Raw genomic sequence first — 25,322 nt, forward strand, 5'->3', positions numbered from 1 at the left:
ACCATGACTGAATTGAAAGACCTTTGCCCTTGTGGCACCCAACAACCTTATTCGGCTTGTTGTGAGCCCGTTCATCACAACCCGACTCATGCGCAGCACCCGGAACAGTTGATGCGCAGCCGCTACAGCGCCCATGTGAAGGGGTTGGTTGATTACGTTGTTGATACTTACCACCCAAGCTGTAATGCCGCAGATTACCGGGAAGCAATCGCGGAATCCGTCCATGGTGACTGGCGTATGCTTGAGGTACTGAACAGCTCAGTGGAACCAAATGGCAAGCAAGGCTATGTGGAATTCAAAGCCTGGTATATGGAAAACGGCAAGCTGACCCATATGCATGAGAAGTCGCGCTTCGTGCGCGAGCCTGTGGAAGGTGGCGAGCAGTGGTTCTACATTGACGGCGAGCACCCCAAAGCAGAGAAAGTCGGCCGAAACGATCCTTGCCCATGTGGCAGTGGAAAGAAATTCAAAAAATGCTGCGGTTAATCGCAGCATTCATTATGGCGTCAGATTCTTAGGTATCATTATCAGACAAATTTCCTAAACAGCCTCGCCTTATCAAGCAATGCTTCCAGATCTTTCATCCGGTTACGGGTGTCCGGCCAGATGGTTGACTGAACCGCCTCAATCAATGCTTCAAGCAGAAAAGAGACCGCCACGGTTGAATCCCACGCAGAAGGCACTTCGATGCGGGAGTGGAAAACATGCTGGGCAATTTTAGTGGCCGGGGAGCCCCACTGGTCAGTGAACAAAATTAATTCTACATTCCGGCTACGGGCTATTTCTGCCAGGGTCAGAATGTCATTCTCGTAACGACGGATGTCGAATACCACCAGCACATCACCCGGTCGCATGTTAATGACATAATGCGGCCAACTGTTAGCGTTTGGTTCCACCAATGTTACATTTGGCCTAATCACCTGCATATGGGTATAGAAATACTCGGCCAGAGAATGGGTAATCCGCCCGCCCACAATGTACAGCGCATTCTCCGTACGTGAGATTGACTCAACCACACGATCAAAATCTGCCGTATCGATCTGGCTGACGGTCTGGAGAATATTATTCATCACCGCATCAGCAAACTGGCTGAGGATATGCCCGTCCCCACTCGTGACAATGCGGTCATGCTTCTCCAGTGGATTGGTCAGCGTATCACCCAACTCACCTTTTATATGGCGCTGCATGTCCGGAAAGCCTTTGAAACCAAGCTTTCTAGCCATTCTTCCCGCAGTAGGTGTGGATACCTTCGCCGCTTCCGACAGTGAAACAACCGTTCCCATCGCTGAAACCGGATAACTTTCCAACATGATGTTGGCAAGCTGTTTCTCCGCTCGTGTCAGAGATGTAAAGGCTTCTTTGATTTTATCTGCAACCGTCATCTTCATCGCTAACTAGCCAAATTCTCCCCGTTTTCTATATTCAAACATAACACGCTTCAAAAACGAGAAAAAATTATTTTGTAAAATTCTTGACAGAAATTCTTTTGCTGTAATTATTAGTACATCCGATTTACATTAACCAACATGCAACATCAGAATAACAATCACAAGGCTGTTCCCATAAAAAGGAAACAGAACCGACATCAGGGAAGAGGAAAATGCAGTTACCTAAAACCGATGACCCGATATTGTGCCTGCCACGCTTTTTGTGGCGGTACGTGATCGTGGTTGAAGCGGTCAACCGGAAAATGGGTCGCTTCGCCATGTATCTTGTATTTGTAATGATGGGAATACTTCTTTATTCCTCCATTACAAAAACGTTTTTTCTGCCCGCACTCTGGACACTGGAAATGGCGCAGTTCGTCATGGTGGCTTTCTACATGATGGGAGGCCCCTATTCGATGCAACTTAACGCCCATGTTCGTATGGATTTGCTTTACGGCGAATGGTCTCACCGTAAACGTGCATGGATAGACTCCTTCACCGTACTTTTCCTTATCCTTTATCTCGTCATCCTGCTTTATGGCGGTATCTCCAGCACAGATTACGCACTTCAGTACGGAGAGCGCAGCTACTCTGCCTGGCGCCCGTATATGGCCCCCATCAAGATCCTGATGTGTATCAGCATATTCATGATGCTGTTGCAGGCTACAGCAGCGTTGCTGCGTGATATCGCTTTCCTTAAGTCAGGAAAAACCATCAATCCTACATCGAACGAAAACGAAGAAGCAGGAGATGTTTGATGAGCTATGAATTAATTGCCCTGCTGATGTTTGCATCAATGATGTTGATGCTATTGACGGGCCAACGAGTCTTTGCCGCTATCGGTTCTGTCGCCGTTATTGCAGCACTTTTACTTTGGGGCGACGGTGGCTCTGAGATTGCCTTCAGCGCTGGTATGAAACTGATGAAGTGGTACCCGCTTCTCACGCTGCCCCTCTTTATATATATGGGTTACATGCTTTCAGAATCCGGCATCGCGGAAGATCTTTACAAGATGTTCCATGTCTGGATGGGCCCGCTGAATGGCGGCCTGGCAATCGGTACTATCTTCCTTATGGTAGTGGTTTCTGCCATGAATGGTTTGAGTGTTGCCGGTATGGCAATCGGAGCCACCATTGCACTGCCCGAACTATTGCGCCGAGGTTACGACAAAATAATGGTGACCGGGGTCATACAGGCAGGCAGCTCCCTGGGGATCCTTGTCCCACCGAGTGTAGTATTGGTGCTCTACGGTATGATTGCACGCCAGCCCGTGGGCCAGCTTTGGCTTGCCGGTGTGTTCCCAGGCTTGCTGATGGCGACTTTGTTTATCGTCTATATCGTCGTACGCTGTAAACTGCAGCCCTCCCTTGGGCCTGCACTGCCGCCTGAAGAGCGCAATGTCCCGCTCAAAGAGAAACTGTTACTGCTGCGCGCCGGTATTACACCCCTCCTTATTTTTATCTCCATGACTGGCCTGTTCCTGACTGGCGTTACCAGCCTGGTTGAGAGCTCAGCCGTGGGGGCACTGTCTGCCACAATCGCTGCAATTGCCAAACGCCGCCTGAATAAAAAGGTGATGGAAGAGACCTTGCGTAAGACGCTTGCCATCAGCTGTATGTTCATGTGGATTATTCTCGCCGCACTCTGTTTTGGCGCAGTATTTGATGGCATTGGTGCTGTAAAAGCCATTGAAGCATTCTTCGTTGACCGCCTGGGCCTGTCTCCTTGGGAGATCCTGATCCTGATGCAGCTTTCTTACCTCATTATGGGGACCTTCCTGGACGATACCGCCATGCTGGTCATCGTCGCACCGCTGTTCGTGCCATTGGTCAAGGCTCTGGGTTTCGATCTGCTCTGGTATGGCGTGCTTTACACCATTACCTGCCAGATCGCCTACATGACGCCACCGTTTGGCTACAACCTGTTCCTCATGCGGGCAATGGCACCACCAGAAGTCACTTTGAAGGACATTTACACCTCAATCATTCCATTTGTCTGCATCATGCTGTTTGGACTGATTCTGGTAATGGTCTTCCCACAATTGGCGTTGTGGTTACCTGAATACCACTACAGCCGATAAACAAAAAGTGAAGCTACATAGGTAAAACACAAAGCGTTTCCGGGTCCCAGGGATACCGGGTCAATGACACGAACACTCCAAGGAGGAAAGTAAGATGACCAGCAGACGCGATTTTCTGAAAAAAGCAGGAGCTGCCTCAGTTGCCGGTGCTACCGCCGTTGTCGGTGCACCCGCTATTGCGACATCGAAAACGCCAATTAAGTGGCGCCTGCAAACCTACGCAGGCCCAGCACTGGCAGAGCACGTTATCAAACCAGCGATTGATGCGTTCAACGCAGCAGCAAACGGCGAGATGGTAATTGAGCTCTACTACGCAGACCAACTGGTTCCAACCGGTGAACTGTTCCGCGCCATGCAGCGCGGCACAATTGACGCAGTGCAGTCCGATGACGACTCCATTGCAGCACCGGTAGATGTGTCGGTATTCGGTGGTTACTTCCCGTTTGCCACCCGTTACAGCCTCGATGTACCGGTATTGTTTAACCAATATGGCCTGGCCGATATCTGGAAAGAAGCCTACGACGAAGTTGAGGGTGTCACCTGGCTGAGTGCCGGCGCATGGGATCCTTGCCATTTTGCAACCGTAGATCCAATCCGCAGCGTTGCTGACCTGAAAGGCAAGCGGGTATTTACTTTCCCAACTGCCGGCCGCTTCCTGTCACGCTTTGGTGTTATTCCTGTCACCCTCCCTTGGGAAGATGTGGAAGTTGCCATGCAGACTGGGGAGCTTGACGGTATCGCATGGTCAGGTATCACCGAGGACTACACCGTAGGTTGGGCTGATGTAACGAAATACTTCCTGACCAACAACATTTCCGGTGCATGGTGCGGCTCTTTCTTTGCCAACTCTGAACGCTGGGATGCCTTGCCACCACACCTGAAAACGCTGTTCCAGCTGTGCATGGACAGTTCCCACTACTACCGCCAGCACTGGTACTGGGGTGGAGAAGCCAAGTTGCGTGTCGAAGGCACCAAACTGGAGCTGACCACCATTCCAGATGCGGAGTGGGCTCAGGTAGAAAACGAAGCATTTAAGTTCTGGGATGAAATAGCGAAGACCAGCCCACGGGCACAGAAGGTTGTCGATATCTTCAAGAAGTACAACGCGGATATGCAAAAAGCCGGTAAACCATACCGCTACAGCTAATCGCAGCACCCCAAAACATAAAGATGTAACAAAACAAACGGGGCAGCATGCACTGCCCCTTGTTTACCCAACTTTAGGCCCGGAATTCCGGCCCCAAATTGAATATGGAGCGCAATCATGGACGCCAGGGAAGTCAAAACGATTGAAGACGCCAAGCGCATTGTGACCGAGAGAGGACTGACCCACATTAAGGTTGGACTGTTTGACAACGACGGTATTATGCGCGGCAAGTACATGTCGAAAGACAAGTTTTTATCATCGTTAGACAGCGGCTTTGCTTTCTGTGATGTTGTACTTGGCTGGGATTCAAAAGACCAGCTTTATGATAATGCAGAGTTTACCGGCTGGCATACCGGCTATCCCGATGCCCCCTGCCGAATTCTGCCGGAAACCTGCCGCGATGTACTGGAAGAAGAAGGTATGTTGCTGTTTATTGCAGAATTTACCGGTGAAGCTGAAACAGTATGCCCCCGGGGCGCACTCCGTCGCGTACTCAAAAAGTTTGACGAGCTTGGCTTTGATGCCTTCGCAGCCCTTGAATACGAATTTTTTGTCTTTAATGAAACACCCAAAAGTGTCCGTGAGAAAGGCTTCCGTAACCTTGACCCAATCACACCGGACTGGTTCGGGTATTCAATGATCCGCAGCTCTGTCCATTCCGGGCTTTACCAAAAGCTGCTGGAAATGAGTGAGCAAATGGACTTCCCAATCGAGGGGATCCACACCGAAACAGGACCGGGTGTCGTTGAAGCTGCGTTAGCCGTTGATGATGCACTGAGCGCAGCCGACAAAGGCGCCCTGTTCAAGACCTTTACCAAGGTCCTTGCCCAGCGAAATGACCTGATGGCAACCTTTATGGCCAAGTGGAGCAACGACTGTCCCGGCCAGAGTGGACATATCCATATTTCCCTGCGTAACAAAGACGGCAGCACAGCGTTCCATGACCCGTCCCAACCACACAACATGAGCAAAACCCAGCGCCATTTTGTTGCCGGCCTGCAAAGAATGATGCCGGAAGTGCTGGCGATGGTAGCTCCCACCATCAATGCATACCGCCGCATGATCCCCGGCTTCTGGGCACCAACCCATGCTACCTGGGGTGTTGAAAACCGTACGGTATCCCTGCGTGTTATTCCCGGTTCAGAAAAGAGCCAGCGGGTTGAATACCGCATTGGCGCGGCTGATGCAAACCCCTACCTGGCACTTGCTGCTGCACTCGGATCGGGCCTTTGCGGCATCCTCAATGAATGGGAACCCGGTGAGCCAGTAGAAGGCAACGCGTACGATATGAAACACCCGAATGAGCTCAGCCTGCCACCAACGTTGTGGGAAGCGGCCCAGCGCCTGCGCCAGTCTCAACATGCACGGGAAGTCTTCGGTGATGCATTTGTTGAGCACTTTGCCGCCTCCCGAGAGTGGGAAGAACGTGAATTCCGTAAAGCCGTAACCAGCTGGGAGCTGGACCGTTACTTCGAAATTATCTGATTTGGAGCCATAACAGATGTCTACCAAAAACACTGCTATGCAGAATACGATTTCGCCCGTCGACGGATCTGTGTATGTCAGCCTGGAGCTGGCTGGCCAGAATGAGATCCAGCGGGTTTTAGATAACGCCACAAAAGCACAGGCTGGATGGCGGGCAAAATCCCTTGAAGAGCGCAAAGCTATCTGCAGTGCAGCTATTGATGCATTTATTGCCAAAAAAGACCAGATCGCCGAGGAGCTGACCTGGATGATGGGCCGCCCGATCGCCTACACAGGCGGTGAAGTGAATGGGGTTGCCGAGCGCGGACGATACATGATCAGTATCGCCGATGATGCGCTCGCCCCTATCGAGTTGCCCGAAAAAGACGGATTCACCCGATATATAACCAGGGAGCCAGTGGGGAACGTATTGGTTATCGCCCCATGGAACTACCCATACATGACAGCAATCAACGCGATAATTCCTTCATTACTGGCTGGCAACTGCGTCATCTTGAAACATTCAGCCCAGACTCCACTCTGTGCAGAACGTTATTTTGATGCATTCAGCGCGGCAGGTTTACCGGAAGGTGTATTCCAGTTCCTTCATGTCAGCCATGAAAATACTGAAGCATTAATCCGCAATGAGCAAGTCAACTATGTCGCTTTTACGGGTTCTGTCCCTGCAGGTGCAATGGTTGAACGCAATGCTGCCGGCCGTTTTATCGGGATTGGGCTTGAACTTGGTGGCAAAGACCCGTCCTATGTCCGTGCAGATGCCGATGTCGATAATGCAGTAGAAACACTTGTGGACGGTGCATTTTTCAACTCTGGCCAATCCTGCTGTGGTATTGAGCGCATCTATGTGCATGAAAGCCGGTACGATGAATTTGTAGAAAAAGCGGTAGCCCTGACAAAGCAATACAAACTGGGTTCCCCGGACAACCCGGAAACAACGATGGGCCCGGTTGTCCGCACTGCTGCGGCAGACTTCGTCCGCGGCCAGATTGAAGAAGCGGTTGCTGCCGGGGCGGTTGCCCACATCGACGAAAGCCTGTTCCCGGCAAGTCAGAAGGGTACCCCTTATCTGGCTCCACAAATTCTGACCAATGTTGATCACACAATGCGGGTTATGACCGAAGAGAGCTTCGGCCCGGTCGTCGGCATCCAGAAAGTGTCAACAGATGAAGAAGCTATTGCTCTGATGAACGACAGTGATTTTGGTCTTACTGCCAGTATTTTCACCCAGGACAAGGCAAAAGGTGTCGAACTCGGCCAAAAAGTCGAAACCGGCACGTTCTTCCTCAACCGCTGTGATTATCTGGACCCGGCACTCGCCTGGACTGGCGTAAAACACTCTGGCCGTGGCTGTACGCTGTCATCAATCGGCTTCGAGATGCTGACACGACCCAAGTCCTACCACATCAAGCACCCTTAAGGAGTAGAACCATGTTAGCAGGCAAATGGAATTACCCGACAGCCATTACCGTCGGACAAGGGTGTCTGAATGAGCTTCCATCCCACTGTGAAGCACTGGGCATGTCCAAACCGCTTTTGGTTACAGATCCGGGACTGGCGTCACTGCCAATGGTTACCGGGGCAGTTGAAAACTGCAAAAAGCAAGGACTTGGCATTGCCGTATTCTCCGATGTCCAAGGCAACCCGACCGGGGAAAATGTTGAAGCAGGCGTACTGGCATACAATGCAGGAAACCATGACGGCGTCATCGCCTTCGGTGGAGGCTCTAGCCTGGATGCAGCAAAAGCCATCGCCCTGTGTGCCGGGCAAACACGCCCAGTGTGGGATTTTGAAGATATCGGGGACAATTGGACCCGCGCTGATCCCAGCGCCATTGCGCCGGTGATTGCCATCCCAACCACGGCAGGAACCGGCTCAGAGGTGGGCCGGGCATCGGTCATCACCGATGCATCAAACCACAGCAAAAAGATAATCTTCCACCCGCAGATGCTGCCGGTACAGGTGTTGCTGGACCCGGAAGTAACCACCGGACTTCCACCCCATATTACCGCCGCCACAGGGATGGATGCGCTGTCACATAACCTGGAAGCGCTGTGTGCCCCCGGGTACCACCCAATGGCTGACGGTATTGCCATGGAAGGGATCCGTCTGATCCGGGACTTCCTGCCTGTCGCATACAGCGACGGTGGAAACATCGAAGCCCGGACGCAACTCCTTGTTGCTTCATCCATGGGCGCAACAGCGTTCCAAAAGGGGCTTGGGGGAATGCATGCACTGGCACATACCCTCGGTGGCCTTTATGACAAGCACCATGGTTTGTTGAACGCAATTCTGATGCCCTATGTGATGGTATCCAACCGGGATGAAATTTCCGCGAAGATGGCAGCACTTGGCCAATACCTGGGTCTGGAAGCACCGGATTTTGACAGTGTATTAAACTGGGTTCTCGATCTCCGTTCGTCCCTAGGGATTCCCAACACGCTTGCAGAAATCGGTATTTCCATCGGTGATGCTGAGCTTGTAGGCAAAATGGCAGAAGTCGATCCAACCGCAGGGACTAACCCCATTCATTTTTCAGCAGCGGAATACAGCCAGATCTTTATCCGTTCTGTTGAAGGAAAACTCTCTCAGTGAGGGGGACAGGCATGCGAATAGGAATACTCATATGCGATGACGTGAACCCTCTTCTCAGAGAGGTTCATTCAAGCTATGAGGTAATGTTCACTGAACATTTCAACCGGGTTGATCCCGAATGTGAGCTTAAGTTTTACCGGGTTATTGATGGTGAACTGCCACAACAATTGGATGAATGTGAGGGCTACATTACCTCTGGCAGTAAGTATGGGGTCAATGATGACTATCCGTGGATTCAGGCACTTGAGCAGTTCGTCAGACGGCTGAAATCGGAAGCAGTCCCCTATGTCGGGATTTGTTTCGGTCACCAGATGCTGGCAAAGGCACTCGGTGGTGAAGTAACACTGGCACCGGTCGGTTGGGGTGTGGGCGTACATTACGCCCATATCTTCAACAATAAACCGTGGATGCAACCGGCAAAGGGTGAAATCAAGCTACTTGTCAGCCACAAGGATCAGATTTCTTCCCTGCCCGAGCATGCACAGGTTCTTGCTGGCAGTAACTTCTGTCCAACGGCGATGATGCAGATAGGAGAAACGATGCTGGGTATTCAGGGGCACCCTGAATTCTGTAAGCAATATTCTCAAGATCTGATGAATGTGCGCCGTGACATTATCCCACCCGACGTGATCGAAATGGGAATGCGCTCCCTTAACGAGGATATCGACGGAAATCTGGTCACCGGATGGATACTCTCTTTTATCCGGCAGGCAAATAAACGAACCAAGGAGTAAGACGCTCAAGATTTAACCTCCGCAGCCGATATTTTAATCAAGTCGATGTGGAGGAACGATCATGAAAATCGAAGAAAACAAACCCACTCAGGTCAGGCCATGGCGAACTGAAAATAAAGCCCGCCCTGACCAGCGTAAAGCAAGTGTTTCGCCGGACCAGGAAGAACAACAACCGGTACAGGATGAGAAAAAGCGAAAGAAAAATCCCAAGCAGATCTTGGACATATATATCTGAGCTTTTTAACAGCCCCTTGTTCTGTTCCTCACAGCCCACTTTTTCTGGTCCGGCCCTTTAGCAACAATGATACTCCCTGACCTCGGTCCGGACCTTTTTTAACCCTGCTTTTTTGTCCTGACTGGCACATTCCAAATGGGGAAGATGTGTCATTTTTTACGTGTTGGCAGCCAATTCGGTGAAAGTTTTTATTTTTCCTTAAAAAGAGTGTTGCAATATCTCATCATTTTGTTAGTGTGATCGCTATCAGACAAACAGAGTCGAAAAGAATTTATATGTATATTTCACTAATGACCATTCACCATCACCACCATCATCCTGAGTAGTCTTTCGGGAGGTATGGTTTTACCTGGAAGGCTGCCAAAAAGCTCTTCCAGCGGTCATTAGTCAAAATGGAACACAGACCCTCGGAAGAGCCAACTTCCGGGGGTTTTTTGATTTTAGGACAGGGAAAAATTATGCAAACAGTTCAAACACAACGACTTCGTATCGCCATGCAGAAGAAAGGCCGTCTTGCTACGGAGTGCTACGAACTCCTCAAGCGCTGCGGTGTTAAGTTTAATGTTAACGGCGGTCGCCTTATTGTTCATTCAGAGAACATGCCGATCGACCTCCTTCTGGTGCGTGATGATGATATTCCGGGTCTGGTAATGGACGGCGTCGTTGATCTCGGTGTGGTTGGCGAAAACGTGCTGGAAGAAGAACGTTTAGAGCGTGCGGCTGCAGGAAACCCCAATGCATTCAAAACTCTTCGCCGTCTGGATTTTGGCGGTTGCCGCCTCTCCATCGCCATCGATAAAGATGAAGAATATCGCGGCCCTGAAGATTTCGAAGGCAAACGTATCGCCACCACCTACCCTAACCTGCTCAAGCGTTATTTCGACGAAAAAGGTATTAACTTCAGTACCTGTATGCTTACCGGCTCTGTGGAAGTCGCACCTCGTGCAGGCCTTGCTGATGCCATCTGTGACTTGGTTTCTACCGGTGCCACCCTTGAGGCCAATGGCCTGAAAGAGTCAGAGGTTATTTTCCGCTCAAAAGCCGCCCTTATTCAGCGTGACGGCGAATTTGAAACTGAAAAGTCTGAACTGATTGAACGTCTGTTAACCCGCATCCAGGGTGTCATCCAGGCTCGTGAGTCCAAGTACATCATGTTGCACGCCCCAACAGACACTCTTGAGCAAATTGTTTCCCTGCTGCCAGGCGCAGAAGATCCAACTATTCTCCCTCTTGCACACGACAAAAGCCGTGTTGCCCTCCACATGGTGAGTTCTGAGAACCTGTTTTGGGAAACCATGGAAAAACTCAAATCCCTGGGTGCCAGTTCTATTCTGGTGCTGCCAATCGAGAAAATGATGGAGTAAGGCAATGAAAACCGTTGTTTGGCCTTCATTAAGCAGTGCGCAACAAGAAAGCCTGCTGCAACGCCCGGCAATTTCCTCCGGCGAAAGCATCACTGCTTCAGTTAACGCCGTCATCAAAGAGATCCGGGCTCGAGGGGATGAGGCGCTTCTTGACCTGACAGAGAAATTCGACCGCATCCGCCCGGCATCCATTCGTGTCAGCCGGGAAGATATTGATGCTGCCGGTGAACGCCTCTCTGAGGAACTCAAGGCAGCCCTGGACCAGGCTTACACCAATATTGCCACCTTCCACAAAGCGCAGAAACCTCAGCCGGTGAAGGTAGAGACCATGCCAGGTGTGGTGTGCGAGCAGACGACCCGCCCTATCCGCTCAGTCGGACTCTATATTCCGGGCGGCAGTGCACCATTGCCGTCAACCGTGCTGATGCTGGGTGTGCCAGCCCAAATCGCAGGTTGTCGCAGTGTGGTGTTGTGCTCACCGCCACCGATCGCAGACGAAATTCTGTATGTCGCAAAACTGTGTGGCATTGATGAGGTTTACAATGCTGGCGGAGCCCAGGCAGTTGCGGCCATGGCCTACGGTACGGAAACCGTCACCAAAGTCGACAAGATTTTTGGCCCTGGCAACGCGTATGTCACCGAGGCAAAACGTCAGGTCAGTAATGATTTTTCCGGTGCAGCGATTGATATGCCGGCCGGCCCGTCGGAAGTACTGGTGATTGCCGATGACACCGCCAATGCGGACTTTATTGCAGCTGACCTTTTAAGTCAGGCTGAGCACGGCCCGGATTCTCAGGTGGTTTTGGTTACTCCTTCGGCGGTATTGGCTGAACTGGTTGCCGATGCCATCCAGGTACAGCTGGATCAACTATCCCGTTCTGACATTGCCGAAAAAGCCCTGGGGTCCAGCCTGCTGATTGTGGCAGAAAGCCTTACCCAGTGTGTCACCATATCTAATTACTATGGTCCGGAACACCTGATAGTCCAAACCCGTAACCCTCGTGAGCTGCTTCCGTTGCTAGATAATGCAGGTTCCGTGTTCCTTGGCCACTATTCACCTGAATCTGTCGGTGACTATGCTTCCGGTACCAACCATGTGTTACCTACTTACGGTTATACCCGAACTTATTCAAGCCTGGGGCTGGCTGATTTTTCCAAACGAATGACAGTCCAGGAATTGACGCCGGAAGGTTTAAAAGCCCTCGCCCCAACCGTTGTCGCCATGGCAAATGCAGAAGGACTGGACGCGCACAGAAATGCCGTCACAATCCGGGTCAGTAAGCTTAACGAGGAAAAATAACATGGATTTAATGCGCTTAGCCCGTAAAGACGTCCAAGCCCTGACCCCTTACCAGTCAGCCCGTCGCCTTGGCGGATGCGGTGATGTTTGGCTCAATGCCAATGAATCGCCTTTCGACAACGAATACAAAGTGTCAGGCCGTGGCCTTAACCGCTACAGCACCTGCCAGCCGGACGCCCTGATTCACGCTTATGCCAGTTATGCTGGCGTCAAAAATGAGCAGGTCCTGACATCACGCGGAGCAGATGAAAGCATTGAATTGCTCATCCGCACTTTTTGTGAGCCGGGTGAGGACAAAATTATGTTCTGTCCTCCCACTTATGGCATGTATGCCATCAGTGCTGAAACCACCGGAGTTGATCGGGTTATCGTACCTTCCACTGCAGAATGGCAGCTGGATCTGGAGACGATTCGTAACCGACTTGATGGCGTAAAGCTCATTTTTGTCTGCAGCCCCAATAACCCAACAGGGAATATTCTCAAACGCTCGGATATCGAAGCGTTGCTGGAAATGACCGCAGGTAAAGCCATTGTTGTCGTAGATGAAGCCTACATCGACTTTTGCATGGAGGAGTCGGTTGTCGGCCTTCTAAGCCGTTACCCGAATCTCGCCATTCTGCGCACCCTCTCCAAAGCATTTGCCCTGGCGGGCCTGCGCTGTGGTTTCACCATCGCCAATAACCAGATCATTGAGTTGATGCTGAAAGTCATTGCCCCATACCCGGTACCTGTACCTGTGACAGAAATTGCCTGCCAGGCACTGTCAGAACAGGGGCTTGCACGAATGAAATGCCAGCTGCTGGATCTCAATGCCAACCGTGCTTACCTTCAGGCAGGTCTGGGGATGCTTAACGGGGTAACCGTTTATGATGGATACGGTAATTACCTGCTTGTTCGTTTCCCTGATGCACATGGCCTGTTTGCCAAGTTGTGGGATAACGGCATTATTCTGAGAAAATCACCCATAGATGGTTGTATCCGGATTTCCGTTGGCAATCGGGAAGAGTGTGAAAAGACATTAGCCTTTATTCGCCAGCAACTGGCGTAAAGAAAAGCCTATAAGGATGTAGATGTGAGCCAGGAAAAGATTCTTTTTATTGACCGTGATGGCACCCTGATTGAAGAGCCGCCGATTGATTTTCAGGTCGACAGGCTGGATAAACTGAAACTGGAACCCTTTGTGGTCCCTGCCCTGCTGGAACTCCAGCAGGCAGGTTACAAACTTGTCATGGTTACCAACCAGGACGGTCTGGGTACTGACAGCTATCCTCAGCAAGATTTCGATGCCCCTCATAATATGATGATGGAGATCTTCGAAAGCCAGGGGGTCAAATTTGAGGATGTACTTATCTGCCCGCACTTTGACGAGGATAATTGCAGTTGCCGCAAGCCCAAATTGGGCCTGGTAAAACCTTACCTCCAGCAGGGGCGTGTTGATTTCAAAAATTCCTACGTGATAGGTGACCGCAAAACCGATCTCCAGCTGGCAGAAAACATGGCCATTGACGGTATCCAGTACAACCGCGCCGGGCTGGACTGGCAGGCTATCGTCAAGGAGCTCACCACACAGCCACGTATCGCTGAAGTTTGCCGAAAAACCAAGGAAACCGACATTCAGGTTCGCGTGAACCTCGATGAAACCGGTGGGAACGCAATCAGTACCGGTATCGGCTTTTTCGACCATATGCTGGACCAAATCGCGACTCACGGCGGTTTCCAGATGCAGTTAAGTGTGAAAGGCGACCTTCATATCGACGACCACCACACTGTGGAAGACACTGCGCTGGCTTTAGGGCAGGCTTTGCGTGAGGCCCTTGGTGACAAACGTGGTATCGGCCGTTTTGGGTTCAGCCTGCCGATGGATGAATGCCTCGCACAGTGTGCCCTTGATCTTTCCGGACGCCCCTACATGAAGTTTGAAGCAAGCTTTGACCGCGACAAAGTCGGGGAGCTCTCCACAGAAATGGTCGAGCATTTCTTCCGCTCCCTGACAGATACCCTCGCGTGCACGTTGCACCTGTCTTCAACCGGTGAAAACGCCCACCACGTTGTAGAAAGCTTGTTTAAAGCCTTTGGCCGTACCCTTCGCCAGGCCATCCAGGTACAGGGGAATGAACTGCCCAGCAGTAAAGGAGTGCTGTGATGGATAACATAGTCATTATCGATACCGGTTGTGCCAACGTCTCATCACTTCGGTTCGCTGTTGAGCGTCTAGGCTACCCGGTCACCGTAAGCCGGGACCCGGATGTGGTACTGGCTGCGGACAAGCTTTTCCTGCCGGGTGTTGGTACTGCTACGGAAGCAATGAAGAACCTGCGAGAGCGTGATCTCATTGATCTGGTCAAGAAAATCGACAAACCGGTGCTTGGTATTTGTCTGGGTATGCAGTTGCTTGGTCAGGATTCGGCGGAAGGAAAAGACCTTGTACCGTGTCTGGGTCATGTCCCGGCTGCCACCCGCCTGATGGAAACAGGGGAACTTCCTCTGCCACATATGGGCTGGAACCAGGTAACCCCCCAAGGTAACCATCCTCTTTTTAAAGATATACCGGCGGGCAGCCATTTCTATTTTGTGCACAGCTATGCGATGCCAACAGGCACGTACACCATTGCTTCTTGCGAATACGGCAACCCATTCAGTGCCGCAGTGCAAAGCGGTAACTATTACGGTGTGCAATTCCACCCGGAACGCTCAAGTAAAGCCGGCGCACAACTGATTAAGAACTTTCTGGAAATGTAGGGAAACAGATGATCATTCCAGCACTCGACCTCATTGATGGCCAAGTAGTCCGCCTGTTTCAGGGAGACTATGACCAGGTCACTGAATATAAGGTAGATGCCGTAGAGCAGTATGCGGTCTACCATAACGCCGGAGCCAACTGGCTCCACCTTGTTGACCTGACCGGAGCCAAGGACACCAACGCCCGGCAGCTCGATGTTATCAACCGCCTTATCAATTCCACTCCCGCACAAGTGCAGATTGGCGGAGGTGTCCGCACAGAAAAGGATGTTTCTGACTTGCTGGATGCAGGTGCAGCCCGGGTTGTTGTGGGTTCCACAGCAGTTAAGGATCCGGAAACGGTAAAAGGCTGGATGAAGAAATTCGGGCCGGAGCGTATTGTCCTGGCCCTGGATATCAACATTGATGCAAACGGCCGCCGCAACGTCGCCGTATCTGGCTGGCAGGAAGATTCCGGAGTCACTATTGAAGCACTGCTGGAAGATTTCCTGACTGTTGGACTCAAACATGTATTGTGCACCGACATCTCCCGAGACGGCACCCTCGCTGGTTCAAATGTGGAACTCTATGTCGACCTCTGCCGTGATTACCCTCAAGTAGATTTCCAGTCATCCGGTGGCATTGGCAGCCTGGCAGACATTGAGGCACTGAAAGGGACTGGTGTTGCAGGCGTAATCGTCGGCCGGGCCCTGCTGGATGGCAAATTCACCGCTAAGGAGGCATTCGCATGTTGGCAAGAAGGATAATCCCCTGCCTCGATGTTCGTGATGGACAGGTGGTAAAAGGCGTCCAGTTCCGGAACCATGAAATTATCGGCGATATCGTCCCACTGGCTAAACGCTATGCTGAAGAAGGGGCAGATGAGCTCGTGTTTTATGATATCACTGCTTCCAGTGATGGCAGGGTGGTCGATAAAAGCTGGGTTCAACGCGTAGCTGAAGTTATCGACATCCCGTTTTGTGTTGCAGGTGGAATCAAAACTGCCGCAGATGCCCAGCGCATTCTGGAATTCGGCGCAGACAAAATATCCATTAACTCGCCTGCCCTCGCCAACCCAGCCCTTATTACCGATCTGGCTGAGCGATTCGGCGTACAGTGTATTGTTGTCGGTATCGACTCCTACTACGACAAAGAGACCGGCAAATACCAGGTTTACCAATTCACCGGTGATGAAACCCGTACCAAAGCGACACGTTGGGAAACAGTAGACTGGGTCAAGGAAGTACAAACCCGCGGGGCGGGCGAAATCGTCCTGAACATGATGAATCAGGATGGTGTCCGAAACGGCTACGACTTAGACCAACTCAACATGGTGCGTGCCGAATGCCGGGTGCCATTGATAGCGTCCGGCGGTGCCGGGGAGATGGTTCACTTTGCCGATGCATTCCAGCAAGCCAATGTAGACGGGGCTCTCGCAGCGTCCGTCTTCCACAAGCAAATCATCAATATTGGCGCGCTTAAACAGTACCTTAAAGAACAGAATGTGGAGATCCGCTTATGAGCCTGGCAGAACGTATTGATTGGGAAAAAACAGGCGGACTCGTGCCTGCGGTAGTTCAGGACAACAGCAGCGGCCAGGTGCTTATGCTCGGCTACATGAACCAGGATGCGCTGGCAAAGACACTGGAAACCGAACAGGTCACTTTCTATTCACGCACTAAAGGCCGACTGTGGACAAAGGGGGAGACATCCGGCAATGTCCTGCAACTTAGCAATATCGCGCTCGACTGCGACAATGACACCCTTCTTGTCAAAGCTAACCCCATTGGCCCAACCTGTCACACTGGCACCACCACCTGTTTTGATGCCGACGCGCAACCAGAGGCATCACTGGTGTTTCTTCATCAATTGGAACAACTGCTGGCAAGCCGAAAAACAGCCGACCCAGACAGCTCTTACACTGCCCGGCTTTACGCGAAAGGCACTAAGCGCATCGCGCAGAAGGTTGGTGAAGAAGGCGTCGAAGTTGCGCTCGCAGCGACAGCGGGCGACAAGGAGGAGGTAATCAGCGAATCTGCCGATCTGATGTACCACTTGCTGGTCCTGCTTCAGGATCAGGGTCTGTCCCTGAACGATGTAATTGGGAAGCTGAAAGAGCGGCATACGCCGAAAGAATAGTTAGAAATCGAGTGGCAAGTTATGAGTGGTGGGAAAACCAACGTACTGAATCTTCCCGGCACTTAAACTCACATCTCGCGGCTAATAAAAGCCGAAGTTCAAGACTTCGGCTTTTTCACTTATCGCAAACCGTCCCGGTTTTACTTTCCAAGCGCTTCCTTGTAGTGGGTCCGGCAAACAGATACATACCTGTCATTCCCGCCGATAACGACCTGGTCCCCATCAGCAATTGCGTTACCGTGTTCATCAGTACGGATAACCATATTGGCCTTACGTCCACAGTGGCAGATGGTTTTTAATTCAATGAGCTTATCAGCCCACGCAAGCAGATATCTGGAGCCAGGGAAAAGTTCCCCGAGGAAATCAGTACGAAGTCCGTAGCACAACACAGGGACATTCAGTTTATCTACTACTTCACTCAGTTGGTAAACCTGTTCCTTATTAAGGAACTGGCACTCGTCAACCATTACGCAATGCGCTTTTTCACTCTTGTGCAACTCAGAAATTTGGACAAATAGATCGGATTCCGGCGTAAACAGATGAGCCTCTGCAGACAGGCCAATTCGGGAACTGACCTTTCCTTTGCCGTAACGGTCATCAATCGCAGCGGTAAAAATCAACGGCTTCATTCCACGCTCTTCGTAGTTAAAAGCCGATTGGAGCAAGGTAGTGGACTTACCTGCATTCATCGCAGAGTAATAAAAGTACAGCTGGGCCATCTGGCACCCCTTTTAGAAATAACTGTCCAGAATCCTACAAAAAACGGAAGGGAATTCAAGAAAGAAAATGCCCCGTACGGAGACGGGGCACAGGAAACATTTTGTTTTTATGCAGTTAATCAGGCTCGTTGGATCTGCTTGTTTGGACGGCGAGACAGCCACATGAAACTCAGGATCACAACAATAAACATGACAAACGCTGCCATGAAGCCAATCAGCAACGATTCTGTCAAACCGATTACCAGATAACCCACCGCGGAAATCACTGCACCGGCGAGTGCGTATGGCAACTGCGTAGACACGTGGTCAATGTGGCTGCAACGCGCACCGGTAGAAGACAGGATAGTTGTGTCCGATATCGGGGAACAGTGGTCGCCAAATACAGCGCCAGCAAGTACTGCTCCCAACATTGGAAGAATCAACGCAATTTCTGTTGCTGCCGCCATATCACCGGCGATTGGCAACATAATACCGAACGTGCCCCAGGATGTGCCGGTAGAAAACGCCATGACTGCCGAAATAGTAAAGAGGATCGCCGGCAGGTAGTGTGGGTTCACATCCGCAGCCTGCGCCATGTGCGAGAGGTACTGGCCAGTCTTCATATCACCGATGATGCCGCCAATAGTCCATGCAAACAACAGGATGAGAATAGCACCAAACATGGACTTGGCACCGATCCATAAGGTATTTGAAATATCTGTGGCAGGAAGGCGCTGGCGAAAAACCGTATAAAGCGCAGACGCAAGGCCAATCAGGCCACCATAACAAAGGGAGGTACCTACAACGGTATTTTCAAATGCCCCTAGTAGGTCAAAAGGTTTGCCTGCCTCAGCAAGGGATTGGTAGCCGGTAAACAACATGGCACCAATAGTCGCTACCACCAGGACAACGATTGGCATAATCAGGTCAGATACCCGACCGTGCTCGCTTTCATTGATCTCTAGTTCATCTTCCAAAGACGGGGTCATAGCGTCTTTTTCATCAGCACAATGTGCAGCTTGCATTTCATGGCGGCGCATCGGGCCGATATCCATCTGGAACCATGCAACAGCAAAAACAAGAAGCAGGGCAAAGATTGCATACAGGTTCATTGGAACCAGCGTCATGAACGCACCTAGCGGTGTATATTCAGTAATGCCATGGGAAACCAGAATTCCACTGATCACAGTAATAATATATGCACCCCAGCTTGATGCCGGCATGATGACACACATTGGAGCCGCAGTAGAATCAAGAATATAAGCCAGCTTGGCACGTGAGATATGGAAGCGGTCGGTTACAGGGCGCGATATGGATCCGACTGCCAGGCTGTTAAAATAGTCATCGACGAAAATGAACACACCCAGGAATGCTGCCAGTAATTTTGCACCACGCTTAGTGCGAATGTGCTTTTGTGCCCACTCAGCAAATGCAGCCGTACCGCCAGAAAGCGTCAACAGTGCCGTCGTCATTCCCAACAGAACCAGAAACGCAAGGATACTCATATTTCCAGCATTAATACCGCCCTCTTCCCAGAAAAGGCCACTTACAGCGGTAAATATATAGTCTGCCGTATTACCCAGAGAGAAATCATTGAGTAAGATGGCGCCCAGCAATATACCAAGGCCTAAAGAAAGCAGCACCCGGCGGCTAATAATAGCCATCCCCAATGCAACGATGGGCGGTAGCAACGACACCGCGGACTGTGAAAAATCAGCTAACATGCTCATGATCTCGATTTCAACCCTATCTAGGTTGGAGATCTACTGCAGAACCGGAAGGTGGAAATTGGGCAAGCGGAAAAGCTAGACCTATCCCTACAGTAGCGCTCCATAGTGTAATAAACAGATACTATGGCAGTGTTGGCCCTATTAGGGACAACCCCAGCTGAACCGCCTGATTAGCTGCATTCAACTTCGGCGCCAGTTCCTTTCACAAGTCGTCTTCGGAATCACCCTACAACCTGCTACTGATAAATGGCGCAACCTCTACATCGCGAAGGTGAGTTCATTCTACGTAACAAAAACAACTTTGCAACGTGAAAGTCCGAAAAAAGGTTGATCTATAGACAATCAGTCTACATAAGCCACAAATCATCAGCAGAATTAATACCAGCACTTCAGAGTTCATCTTTATCTGGAACCGAGCGACGTATTTAGTAATTGAACGTAGCCGAATATAAGAAAGGGATCTGTAAGTTTGTTGCAACAAAAAACAGAATAGATAATACAGGACTGCCTCAATACCCATACAATATATATTGATGAATATTTATTGGCTGCTGAGAAATGTTTTTAAACCCAGATTAAATTATTTACATAAATTTAGCGTTTAGATATTGCCTATAAAATTAAGTCTGCTAATATTCAACTCATATTAATACCATTTGAAAGTAACAGGATAAAGATGATGTCTGACGCCCTGAAAGTATTGCTGAACATTCGTAGCCTTCGTGCTGCTGCTCGTGAACTGGATCTGGAACAACTTCAAGAAGCTCTGCAGAAACTGCAAACTGTAGTTAGTGAGCGTGAAGAAGAAGAATCAGAGAAACAAGCTGAAGAACAAGCACGTCTTGAGAAGCTGGAAAAATATCGTGAAATGCTGGTAAGTGACGGTATTGATCCTGAAGAACTGATGGCTGCTCTGGGTGGTGCTAAGCCAAAAGCTAAGCGCGCTGCTCGCCCTGCTAAATACAAGTACATTGACCTCGACGGTAAAGAAAAGACTTGGACTGGTCAGGGTCGTATGCCAAAAGCAATCGCACAAGCTGTTGAAAACGGCCAGTCAGTTGATGACTTCCTGCTGTAATTAACACCTTGCATAAAAAAGCCTCATCATGAGGCTTTTTTTATGTCTTTGATTTTGTTATTTCAGTTTATCTGCAAGGTGACTGACCGCCAACGCAAAGTAGTGAGAGCGGTTCCAACGCATTAGCACTTGGTAGTTATTGTAAACTAAATAGCTCCGTCCTTTTCCATCATCTGGTTGAATTAGCCAAGCCTGAATATCCACATCTGGTAATGCACGATTCCCTAAACGACGAACCCCCAATGCTTCCCATTCTTTCAATGACTTTGCTTTATTTTTATCCAATCCAGTCAACGTGTTATTGATAGGCTTGATCAACTTAACCTGACGGCCCCATGTATAGGTATCGTCCCAACCAAAGCTTTTCAGATAATTGGCGGCGGAAGCAAACACATCAGATTCTGTACCCCAAATATCCTTAATCCCATCACCGTTTCCGTCAGCAGCATAATTTAAGTACGAGCTGGGCATAAACTGACATTGCCCCATTGCTCCTGCCCAAGAGCCTTTCATTTTTTCAGGCGTAATATGCCCTTGCTCAAGAATAGTCAATGCAGAGAAAACTTCATTTCGGAAAAAGGCTTCACGACGCCCTTCATAGGCTAGCGTAGTAAGGGCTTCGACGACATTGTAACGCCCCATCAACCGGCCGAAATTACTTTCAATACCCCACAGAGCAACTATAAAGCGTGGTTGAACACCATATAAATCGCCGATACGTTTAAGTTCGGTATAGTGTTTTTCATACATTGACTGAGCACGCTTAACTTTCCACGCAGGTAGTGCCTTGACTAAATAATCATCAAGTGTGAGACGTTTTTCAGGTTGGTTTTTATCAGCAACAACGGCTTTCTTATGATATTCGACGTCTGCAAAAGCACTATTGAGAATTCTTTCACTTATGCCTTTTTCTTGCGCCTCTTTTCTAATTCCTGAAACATATTCGTCAAAGGAACTCCCTGCATATGTAAAACTGGAAGATGCCATGCCAACCAGAAACACTAAATACCCAAAACGTTTACATTTCATCGGGGGATTAAAACTCCTTGTTGAGCGACATGAATGGCAACAATTGTTGATATTTAGAAACACTGCCATTCATAAAATATGCAATCTATCAATAAAGCTTGGTATTTTTATCCCTTATGTTTGCCAATCCAGCATCAGGCGGTGGTGGCAACTGCAGGAAATAACCATCTTGCTCTAAACTGGCCTTCACCTTTTCAATATCGACAATCGCCAGCTTTTCCCTTTTCGCTAAATTCACAAGCAGTGCAAATTGAGGTTTACCAAAAGTGGTCAATAAAGCATCAGGAACATCTGAAAAATCATCTCGGTTACGAATGTAGAGATACATCCCATCTTTTTTGGGGCTGCGATAAACTGCACAAAACATTGCTCTTCAACACCTCTTAATATCCATTTCAAGGGACAACAAATATACTCATTTGTTCATGGAAACATGCCCGAACTATGACATATTTTCCATGTTCAAATTTATGAGGTCAGAAAACCATCATAAGTTGCCTGATCGCTTGCCCCTTCCGGTTTCAGAATATACCATGCCATATTCAGTGTGCTAACGTTTTCAGGGTCGTTTTTTCCCTTCTGGATCTCCATCATGACAAAAACCGCCGAACTCAAAGGCAGTAGTTTTACCCTCTCCGTTTTACGATTGCATAATGCGGATCTCGATGTACTTGGAACAACATTAGCGGATAAAGTCCTAAAAGCCCCTTCTTTTTTTAAGCACGCTCCCGTTGTAGTCGATATTTCAGATGTGTCTGAGTCATTGGACTTTGCAGAACTGAAAACCTGCATTAATTCTAATGGCATGGTTATTGTCGGTATCACAGGATGTAAAGATGACACTCAACGCCAGAAAGCGTTAGCCGAAGGTTTGGCGATCATGAATGCTGCAAAAAGTGCGGCACCTTCAACCCCTCAGAATCTTCCTGCAATGGTGGTGCGTAATCCTGTCCGCTCTGGCCAGCAAATTTACGCTAAAAACCGGGACCTTGTGATCCTGAACCATGTCAGCGCGGGTGCCGAGGTTATCTCTGACGGCAGTATCCACATATATGGTGTACTGCGTGGCCGTGCGATCGCCGGAGCCAATGGTCAGACTGAAGCACAGATTATTTGCCAGGATATTGAAGCCGAATTGGTCTCAATCTCCGGGCAATATTGGTTAAGTGATAATATTCCCAGCGAGTTTGTACGTAAGCCAGTTATCGTGTCATTGGAAGAAGACACGTTACGTATCAGTCATCTCGCGTTGTAGAACGTGAAATAAGGAAACATACATGGCACGAATTATCGTTGTAACCTCTGGTAAAGGTGGCGTCGGTAAAACCACAACCAGTGCAGCCATCGCAACTGGCCTTGCACTGACCGGCAGCAAAGTTGCCGTTATCGATTTTGACATTGGCTTACGTAACCTCGATTTAATCATGGGCTGCGAACGCAGGGTCGTCTATGACTTCGTCAATGTAATCCAGGGCGAAGCAAACCTGCATCAGGCACTTATCAAGGACAAGCGAGTCGAAAACCTCTTTATTCTTCCTGCCTCTCAGACACGTGATAAAGATGCCCTGACCAAAGAAGGTGTAGGCCGGGTGCTGGATGAACTTAAGGCGATGGAATTCGATTTCATTATCTGCGACTCGCCAGCCGGCATCGAGACCGGTGCACTCATGGCACTGTATTATGCCGATGAAGCAATCATCACCACTAACCCTGAAGTCTCTTCAGTTCGCGACTCTGACCGCATCCTTGGTATCCTGGATTCAAAGTCACTACGTGCAGAAAATGGCCTGCCAGCTGTAAAACAGCACTTGTTGCTGACCCGCTACAATCCAAGCCGGGTTACAAATGGGGATATGCTGAACGTAACTGATGTAGAAGAGATTTTGCGTATTTCCCTGTTGGGGGTCATTCCGGAAAGCCAGTCTGTGCTGAATGCCTCAAACAAAGGGGAGCCGGTTATCCTGGACAAAGAGTCTGACGCCGGTCAGGCATATGCGGATGCAGTAGCCCGCTTGTTGGGTGAAGACCGCCCGTTCCGCTTCCTGGAGGAAGAGAAGAAAGGATTCTTTAAACGCTTGTTCGGAGGATAAAATGGCACTCTTAGAGTTTTTTAAAACTAAGAAAAAGACATCAGCCAACATTGCGAAGGAGCGCCTGCAAATCATCGTTGCAGAGCGTCGCCAGAAGGACAGCCCGGAACCTTCCTACCTGCCACAAATGAAGCAGGATATTCTGGACGTAATCCGTAAGTATGTTGAAATCGGGCCGGAGCAGGTCTCGGTAACGCTTGAACAACGTGATGATGACCTTTCGGTGCTCGAACTGAATGTCACCCTGCCAGAAGACAAATAATATCCTGTAGATATTAAAAAGCCCCAGGCAGCATGGCTGCCTGGGGCTTTTTATATGTGATGCGTCTGTCAGGCAGCCAAGGCGGCTTTGAGTTTATCGGCAAGAAGCGGTGCCCGCCAACCGTCCATCATAACCGGCAGTTTGTCTGCCTCTTCAGGCTTATCGAAATGCCATCGGATCACGCGGTTGAGCATTTTCTTAGAGCCCAGCAGTTCCGGAGGTAATCCTGTTTCTTCGGCAACGGCAGTGACCTTCTCTTTCATAACTGCCATCAGGCTCTTGTAGCCAGGCAGGTCAACAATTCGGTCAATCTTCTGAGGCAGATCAGCTTCATCACTTTTAATGGCTACAGCGGTAAGCTTAATCAGGGTATTGCCGTGGATATCGATTTCCTTACGGTCAAAGCCCTGCTCCTGCATCTGGCGTTTGGTCTGGATATTGAACCGGGCCATCTTCCAAAGGTTTAGATCCTTAACTACAAAGTTCAGGGCAAGATCGCGCTTTTGGGCTTCTTTCAAACGCCATGCAGCCAGAGACTTTAACACCGCAAGCTGACGAGGCCGAAGCTGCCAGGCATTTTTCACATCCAGGTATGCTTTTTCCGGGTCAGGCTTCTTACGCTTTTTATCCACCATGTTCCGTGATTCTTCCAGCGCGGCATCCCACCAACCAGCCTGTTGTACTTTCTCTTTCAGGGCTGCGTACAACGGAGCCAGATAGTGGACATCTGCTGCCGCATAGTTCAGTTGGCTGTCAGTCAGCGGACGGGCACACCAGTCTGTACGAGATTCTCCTTTATCCAGCGTGACGCCCAGATAGTTATCAACCAAAGCTGCAAATCCGGTTGACACACCGTGGCCAAGGAAAGCGGCCAGAATTTGAGTATCAACAATGGAAGAAGGCAACTCTCCACTGTGATGAAGAAAGACTTCCAGATCCTCGCTGCACGAGTGCAACACCTTCATTACGCTTTCGTCCGCCAGCAGCGCCCAAAGTGAAGACATATCTTCGATTTCAAAAGGGTCTATTAACGCCAGCGTTTCGCCGTCAAACAACTGGACCAGTCCCAGTTTCGGATAAAGAGTGCGGGTTCGAACAAACTCGGTATCCAGCATGACCGCTTCAACCTGCCGGGCAGCCTGGCAAATCTCTGCCAGGCGTTCTGCTGAGGTCACTATTTCGTAATTCACTATCTATCTCTTCTCCGAGGTATG

The 25,322-nt window shown here is 49.8% G+C and carries 28 protein-coding genes, 1 riboswitch and 1 other annotated feature; of the genes, 21 read left to right on the plus strand and 7 right to left on the minus strand.

Translation table 11 applies throughout. The annotated features are described in order from the left end of the window. Positions 1-3 precede the first annotated feature (3 nt). Positions 4-486 carry a YchJ family metal-binding protein gene (locus NF212_RS11780; RefSeq protein WP_434355829.1) on the plus strand — a complete coding sequence of 161 codons (483 nt, stop codon included), beginning with the start codon at positions 4-6 and terminating at the stop codon, positions 484-486. A 41-nt stretch (positions 487-527) separates the two neighbouring features. Here NF212_RS11780 and NF212_RS11785 read toward each other — a convergent pair whose 3' ends face one another. Beyond that, positions 528-1,388, minus strand: a complete 861-nt coding sequence (locus NF212_RS11785; RefSeq protein ID WP_434355831.1) for a MurR/RpiR family transcriptional regulator — start codon at positions 1,386-1,388, stop codon at positions 528-530. Positions 1,389-1,600: 212 nt separating this feature from the next. Here NF212_RS11785 and NF212_RS11790 point away from each other — a divergent pair, with 212 nt between their 5' ends. The 16 genes from NF212_RS11790 to hisIE all read left to right on the plus strand — a co-directional run bounded on the left by NF212_RS11790 (position 1,601) and on the right by hisIE (position 17,221). After that, positions 1,601-2,185, plus strand: a complete 585-nt coding sequence (locus NF212_RS11790; protein ID WP_434355833.1) for a TRAP transporter small permease subunit — start codon at positions 1,601-1,603, stop codon at positions 2,183-2,185. Continuing rightward, on the plus strand, positions 2,185-3,507 hold the full coding sequence (locus NF212_RS11795; protein ID WP_434355835.1) for a TRAP transporter large permease: 1,323 nt from the start codon (positions 2,185-2,187) through the stop codon (positions 3,505-3,507). Before NF212_RS11790 ends, NF212_RS11795 begins: the two co-directional genes overlap by 1 nt. A 94-nt stretch (positions 3,508-3,601) precedes the next feature. Further along, on the plus strand, positions 3,602-4,654 hold the full coding sequence (dctP, locus tag NF212_RS11800; RefSeq protein WP_434355837.1) for a TRAP transporter substrate-binding protein DctP: 1,053 nt from the start codon (positions 3,602-3,604) through the stop codon (positions 4,652-4,654). 117 nt (positions 4,655-4,771) lie between these two features. Next, positions 4,772-6,139, plus strand: coding sequence for a glutamine synthetase family protein (locus NF212_RS11805; RefSeq protein ID WP_434355839.1), 1,368 nt, complete (start codon positions 4,772-4,774; stop codon positions 6,137-6,139). A gap of 16 nt (positions 6,140-6,155) precedes the next feature. Beyond that, positions 6,156-7,556: an aldehyde dehydrogenase family protein gene (locus tag NF212_RS11810; protein WP_434355841.1), complete on the plus strand. Its 1,401-nt coding sequence runs from the start codon at positions 6,156-6,158 to the stop codon at positions 7,554-7,556. Positions 7,557-7,567: 11 nt separating this feature from the next. Beyond that, positions 7,568-8,731 (plus strand): iron-containing alcohol dehydrogenase, encoded by a 1,164-nt coding sequence (locus NF212_RS11815; RefSeq protein ID WP_434355843.1) that lies wholly within the window; start codon positions 7,568-7,570, stop codon positions 8,729-8,731. 11 nt (positions 8,732-8,742) lie between these two features. Next, positions 8,743-9,465, plus strand: coding sequence for a glutamine amidotransferase-related protein (locus NF212_RS11820; protein ID WP_434355845.1), 723 nt, complete (start codon positions 8,743-8,745; stop codon positions 9,463-9,465). A gap of 61 nt (positions 9,466-9,526) precedes the next feature. After that, positions 9,527-9,700: a hypothetical protein gene (locus NF212_RS11825; protein WP_434355847.1), complete on the plus strand. Its 174-nt coding sequence runs from the start codon at positions 9,527-9,529 to the stop codon at positions 9,698-9,700. A 301-nt stretch (positions 9,701-10,001) separates the two neighbouring features. Next, positions 10,002-10,139: a sequence feature (His leader region), on the plus strand. A 19-nt stretch (positions 10,140-10,158) separates the two neighbouring features. Continuing rightward, the gene (gene hisG, locus NF212_RS11830) at positions 10,159-11,064 is read left to right on the plus strand and encodes an ATP phosphoribosyltransferase (RefSeq protein WP_434355849.1); all 906 of its coding nucleotides are present in this window, start codon (positions 10,159-10,161) and stop codon (positions 11,062-11,064) included. A 4-nt stretch (positions 11,065-11,068) separates the two neighbouring features. Next, positions 11,069-12,364, plus strand: a complete 1,296-nt coding sequence (gene hisD, locus NF212_RS11835; RefSeq protein WP_434355851.1) for a histidinol dehydrogenase — start codon at positions 11,069-11,071, stop codon at positions 12,362-12,364. 1 nt (position 12,365) lies between these two features. Next, positions 12,366-13,412: a histidinol-phosphate transaminase gene (gene hisC, locus NF212_RS11840; protein WP_434355853.1), complete on the plus strand. Its 1,047-nt coding sequence runs from the start codon at positions 12,366-12,368 to the stop codon at positions 13,410-13,412. A gap of 24 nt (positions 13,413-13,436) precedes the next feature. Continuing rightward, positions 13,437-14,507, plus strand: coding sequence for a bifunctional histidinol-phosphatase/imidazoleglycerol-phosphate dehydratase HisB (gene hisB, locus NF212_RS11845; RefSeq protein WP_434355855.1), 1,071 nt, complete (start codon positions 13,437-13,439; stop codon positions 14,505-14,507). Further along, the gene (gene hisH, locus NF212_RS11850) at positions 14,507-15,103 is read left to right on the plus strand and encodes an imidazole glycerol phosphate synthase subunit HisH (RefSeq protein ID WP_434355857.1); all 597 of its coding nucleotides are present in this window, start codon (positions 14,507-14,509) and stop codon (positions 15,101-15,103) included. Before hisB ends, hisH begins: the two co-directional genes overlap by 1 nt. An 8-nt stretch (positions 15,104-15,111) precedes the next feature. After that, positions 15,112-15,849, plus strand: a complete 738-nt coding sequence (gene hisA, locus NF212_RS11855; RefSeq protein WP_434355859.1) for a 1-(5-phosphoribosyl)-5-[(5-phosphoribosylamino)methylideneamino]imidazole-4-carboxamide isomerase — start codon at positions 15,112-15,114, stop codon at positions 15,847-15,849. Further along, complete coding sequence (gene hisF / locus NF212_RS11860) at positions 15,831-16,604, plus strand: imidazole glycerol phosphate synthase subunit HisF (RefSeq protein WP_434355861.1); 774 nt, start codon at positions 15,831-15,833, stop codon at positions 16,602-16,604. Before hisA ends, hisF begins: the two co-directional genes overlap by 19 nt. Then, complete coding sequence (hisIE, locus tag NF212_RS11865) at positions 16,601-17,221, plus strand: bifunctional phosphoribosyl-AMP cyclohydrolase/phosphoribosyl-ATP diphosphatase HisIE (protein ID WP_434355863.1); 621 nt, start codon at positions 16,601-16,603, stop codon at positions 17,219-17,221. Before hisF ends, hisIE begins: the two co-directional genes overlap by 4 nt. Positions 17,222-17,361: 140 nt before the next feature. Here the strand turns inward: hisIE and NF212_RS11870 are convergent, their stop codons facing one another. Together NF212_RS11870 and NF212_RS11875 are read right to left on the minus strand one after the other, a co-directional pair. Further along, positions 17,362-17,940, minus strand: a complete 579-nt coding sequence (locus NF212_RS11870) for a thymidine kinase (RefSeq protein ID WP_434355865.1) — start codon at positions 17,938-17,940, stop codon at positions 17,362-17,364. 119 nt (positions 17,941-18,059) lie between these two features. Next, positions 18,060-19,649, minus strand: a complete 1,590-nt coding sequence (locus NF212_RS11875; protein ID WP_434355867.1) for a Na+/H+ antiporter NhaC family protein — start codon at positions 19,647-19,649, stop codon at positions 18,060-18,062. An 85-nt stretch (positions 19,650-19,734) separates the two neighbouring features. Further along, a riboswitch (Lysine riboswitch) is annotated at positions 19,735-19,918 on the minus strand. Between the two features lie 410 nt (positions 19,919-20,328). Between NF212_RS11875 and NF212_RS11880 the strand changes: the two genes are divergently transcribed. After that, positions 20,329-20,727 (plus strand): H-NS family histone-like protein, encoded by a 399-nt coding sequence (locus NF212_RS11880; protein ID WP_434360875.1) that lies wholly within the window; start codon positions 20,329-20,331, stop codon positions 20,725-20,727. A gap of 57 nt (positions 20,728-20,784) precedes the next feature. On the opposite strand, the gene NF212_RS11885 is transcribed toward NF212_RS11880, so the two are convergent. From NF212_RS11885 to NF212_RS11895, 3 genes are all read right to left on the minus strand, one after another. Then, complete coding sequence (locus NF212_RS11885; RefSeq protein ID WP_434355869.1) at positions 20,785-21,756, minus strand: lytic murein transglycosylase; 972 nt, start codon at positions 21,754-21,756, stop codon at positions 20,785-20,787. 88 nt (positions 21,757-21,844) lie between these two features. Next, complete coding sequence (locus NF212_RS11890; protein WP_434355871.1) at positions 21,845-22,123, minus strand: YcgL domain-containing protein; 279 nt, start codon at positions 22,121-22,123, stop codon at positions 21,845-21,847. A gap of 101 nt (positions 22,124-22,224) precedes the next feature. Further along, the gene (locus NF212_RS11895; protein WP_434355873.1) at positions 22,225-22,350 is read right to left on the minus strand and encodes a hypothetical protein; all 126 of its coding nucleotides are present in this window, start codon (positions 22,348-22,350) and stop codon (positions 22,225-22,227) included. On the opposite strand from NF212_RS11895, the gene minC reads away from it, so the two are divergent. Genes minC through minE form a run of 3 tightly spaced genes read left to right on the plus strand, consistent with a single transcriptional unit; the run spans position 22,349 to position 24,108 of the window. Beyond that, positions 22,349-23,011 (plus strand): septum site-determining protein MinC, encoded by a 663-nt coding sequence (minC, locus tag NF212_RS11900; protein ID WP_434355875.1) that lies wholly within the window; start codon positions 22,349-22,351, stop codon positions 23,009-23,011. The genes NF212_RS11895 and minC overlap by 2 nt on opposite strands. A gap of 22 nt (positions 23,012-23,033) precedes the next feature. Beyond that, positions 23,034-23,846, plus strand: coding sequence for a septum site-determining protein MinD (gene minD / locus NF212_RS11905; protein ID WP_434355877.1), 813 nt, complete (start codon positions 23,034-23,036; stop codon positions 23,844-23,846). 1 nt (position 23,847) lies between these two features. After that, a complete protein-coding gene (gene minE, locus NF212_RS11910; RefSeq protein WP_434355879.1) occupies positions 23,848-24,108 on the plus strand; it encodes a cell division topological specificity factor MinE in 261 nt (86 codons plus the stop codon). Positions 24,109-24,176: 68 nt separating this feature from the next. Here the strand turns inward: minE and rnd are convergent, their stop codons facing one another. Then, on the minus strand, positions 24,177-25,298 hold the full coding sequence (gene rnd / locus NF212_RS11915) for a ribonuclease D (protein WP_434355881.1): 1,122 nt from the start codon (positions 25,296-25,298) through the stop codon (positions 24,177-24,179). Between the last annotated feature and the right edge of the window lie 24 nt (positions 25,299-25,322).

Source organism: Parasalinivibrio latis, assembly GCF_036825535.1.
Lineage (GTDB): Bacteria > Pseudomonadota > Gammaproteobacteria > Enterobacterales > Vibrionaceae > Parasalinivibrio > Parasalinivibrio latis.